Annotated in this window: 1 protein-coding gene and 3 pseudogenes; 2 read left to right on the top strand and 2 right to left on the bottom strand. The window is 44.9% G+C overall.

The genetic code is table 11. The features are described from left to right. Nucleotides 1–218 precede the first annotated feature (218 nt). Nucleotides 219–1,060: pseudogene (locus tag F6K37_RS39150) on the top strand (IS5 family transposase). A gap of 73 nt (nt 1,061–1,133) precedes the next feature. Here the strand turns inward: F6K37_RS39150 and F6K37_RS39145 are convergent. Next, nucleotides 1,134–1,652, bottom strand: a complete 519-nt coding sequence (locus F6K37_RS39145) for a choice-of-anchor E domain-containing protein (RefSeq protein WP_008179897.1) — start codon at nt 1,650–1,652, stop codon at nt 1,134–1,136. Between the two features lie 115 nt (nt 1,653–1,767). Continuing rightward, a pseudogene (locus F6K37_RS39140) lies at nt 1,768–1,977 on the bottom strand (IS701-like element ISPlag1 family transposase); the annotation flags it as partial. On the opposite strand from F6K37_RS39140, the pseudogene F6K37_RS39135 reads away from it, so the two are divergent. Beyond that, nucleotides 1,954–2,181: pseudogene (locus tag F6K37_RS39135) on the top strand (hypothetical protein); the annotation flags it as partial. The pseudogenes F6K37_RS39140 and F6K37_RS39135 sit on opposite strands and share 24 nt — an antisense overlap.

The following is a 2,181-nucleotide window of genomic DNA, read 5'->3' as shown; positions in this document are numbered from 1 at the left end:
GTTGTGGGGCTTCTTTTGCCGGAAGCTATAGTGATTTCAATTTATATTGAGAAAACTATTTATTGCTATAAAAGGGTTTCATACGAAAAAGTGTTCCATTGTTATTTGAAATGACTATAATCACTAAGAGCTAATTCGTAAAGAGAATATAAAGAAGCCTCATGTGTTTGGTGATGTAGGCTTTAACCTAAGATAAGCCGAGTTCTTACCCTGTTAAGATGAGTCGTTTGCCTGCGATCGCTAATCCTCAACGTCAACCTGATCCGAGTGACTTAAGTGATGCCGAATGTATGGTGCTTGAACCATTGCTGCCGAAACCCAAAGGATTTGGGCATCCAAGAACCGTAGACCTGCGCGAGATTATCAACGCGATCTTCTATGTTCAACGCAGTGGATGCCAGTGGGAAATGCTGCCTCATGACTTACCACCTCACACCACGGTCTATGGCTACTTTCAAAAATGGCAACGCAAAGGGATCTGGGAAAAAATTCACGATCAACTACGTTACCTCCTCCGAGGGAGAATGGGGCGGGATTCGGATTCCACCGTTGCGTTCGCGTAGCGTCGGGCTTTCCCCGAATCGCTGATTCCCAGTCAGTGAAGACAACGGAAAAAAGGGGGAAGTCTACGGCGCATGACGGTGGCAAGAAAGTTAAAGGCCGTAAGAGGCACATAGTGGTTGATTCCCAAGGTTTGATGATTGGAGTTTTGGTGACCGAAGCCAATGGCTCTGAACGCTTAGGAGCGGTGGTTGTTTTACATCAAGCCAAGAGTAAGTTGTCACGTTTGGAAGTAGTTTGGGTCGATCAAGGCAACTGTTGCCCAAATTTTAGACAGGCTGTGCAACAGGTTTGTGGGGAAAAAGTCCGAGTCGAGGTCATTGAACGAAAATCGAAACAATTTGAGGTGTTGCCAAAACTAGGAATTGTAGAGCGTAGTTTTGGATGGATGAATCGATATCGACGCTTGAGTAAGGACTATGAACTGTATACACAAAGCAGTGAAGCCATGATTTATGGTTCTTTTATTCGTCTAATGACTCGTCGATTAGCTGCTTAAGATTTTGTTTACAAATCAGCTCTAAACAACATAAAACCGAAGTTTCCAGTTTAGTGGAACTTCGGTTGATACACTATGGCAAAAGCAATAATAAATAATTTTCAACTCTTCCTAGCCCAGACATAAACGTATTACTTGTGCTATCCGAAGCGGTACGCTCAGGCAATGTGACTCCAGAAGATCCTGCGAAATCAAGTACACCGTCATAGCTAGAGAGACCAACCTGTTCTAAAACTAGGGGCTTCACCTCAACTAGGGTAATATCAGGTTCACTCAAGATTAAGGCAATTTTAGATGCCAGATCCAAGGTTACTGTACTTGGAGCGCCTTCCTGACTTTCCGCACGGGCATTTCCCTGGACAAATCCGATCAGGTCAATCGTGACACTTTCGAGAGTCCCCAAAGCCTCATCGAATTTGGGGAGAATGAAAAATTTATCAACAGTTGTCGGTCGCCATTCAATGGTCTGAGTATGGGTGATACTAGCTGCATTAGCTGCACCAGTAGTCGCCAGCATACCAGCCAAAGTAGTCGCAGTAGTTGCTAGAAATACTTTCAGACGGGAATAGGTTTTTGCTGTGGATTGAGTCATGGTACTAACGAGTGATTAAGGTCTTCTGGTCATATCTCTGTAAAAGTCACTCCAACTTCGGATTTAGCTGGAGACAGGACTTACGCAAAGACACCAGATATGGAGTAGATTCTGATCAGACTAAATTCATAACTAAAGAAGGTTTTTTAAGTTCTTTAGTTAAATATGAATATAAACTTTGGGGCTTAATTTTATAAACTGTACATTTAGTCAAGTAAGCTAGTCTTTTCAGAAAATTCCACACCAAAATAGCACAAGCAATATGGTTTCTTTGGATTCGAGATTTACGACACTGACAAGATTGTCTGCCAGTCAATGTCTTGATGCAGTCGCTCATGGGGGAAACCACGGCAGTCGCTCATGGGGGGAACCACGGCAGTCGCTCATGGGGGGAACCACGGCAGTCGCTCATGGGGGGAAACACGGCAGTCGCTCATGGGGGGAAACACGGCAGTCGCTCAGGGGGGGAACCACGGCAGTCGCTCATGGGGGGAACGAGGCAAGTCGCTGTTGGCGGGAACCACTGCAG

The organism is Moorena sp. SIO4E2 (assembly GCF_010671945.1).
Lineage (GTDB): Bacteria > Cyanobacteriota > Cyanobacteriia > Cyanobacteriales > Coleofasciculaceae > Moorena > Moorena producens.
Note: the sequence above shows the minus strand (reverse complement) of the source record. Positions and strands in the feature narration are given on the sequence as shown.

Bases quoted from the DNA above. Each gene is read 5' to 3' on its own strand.
- F6K37_RS39145 (WP_008179897.1), bottom strand. From the start codon at position 1,652: ATGACTCAATCCACAGCAAAAACCTATTCCCGTCTGAAAGTATTTCTA.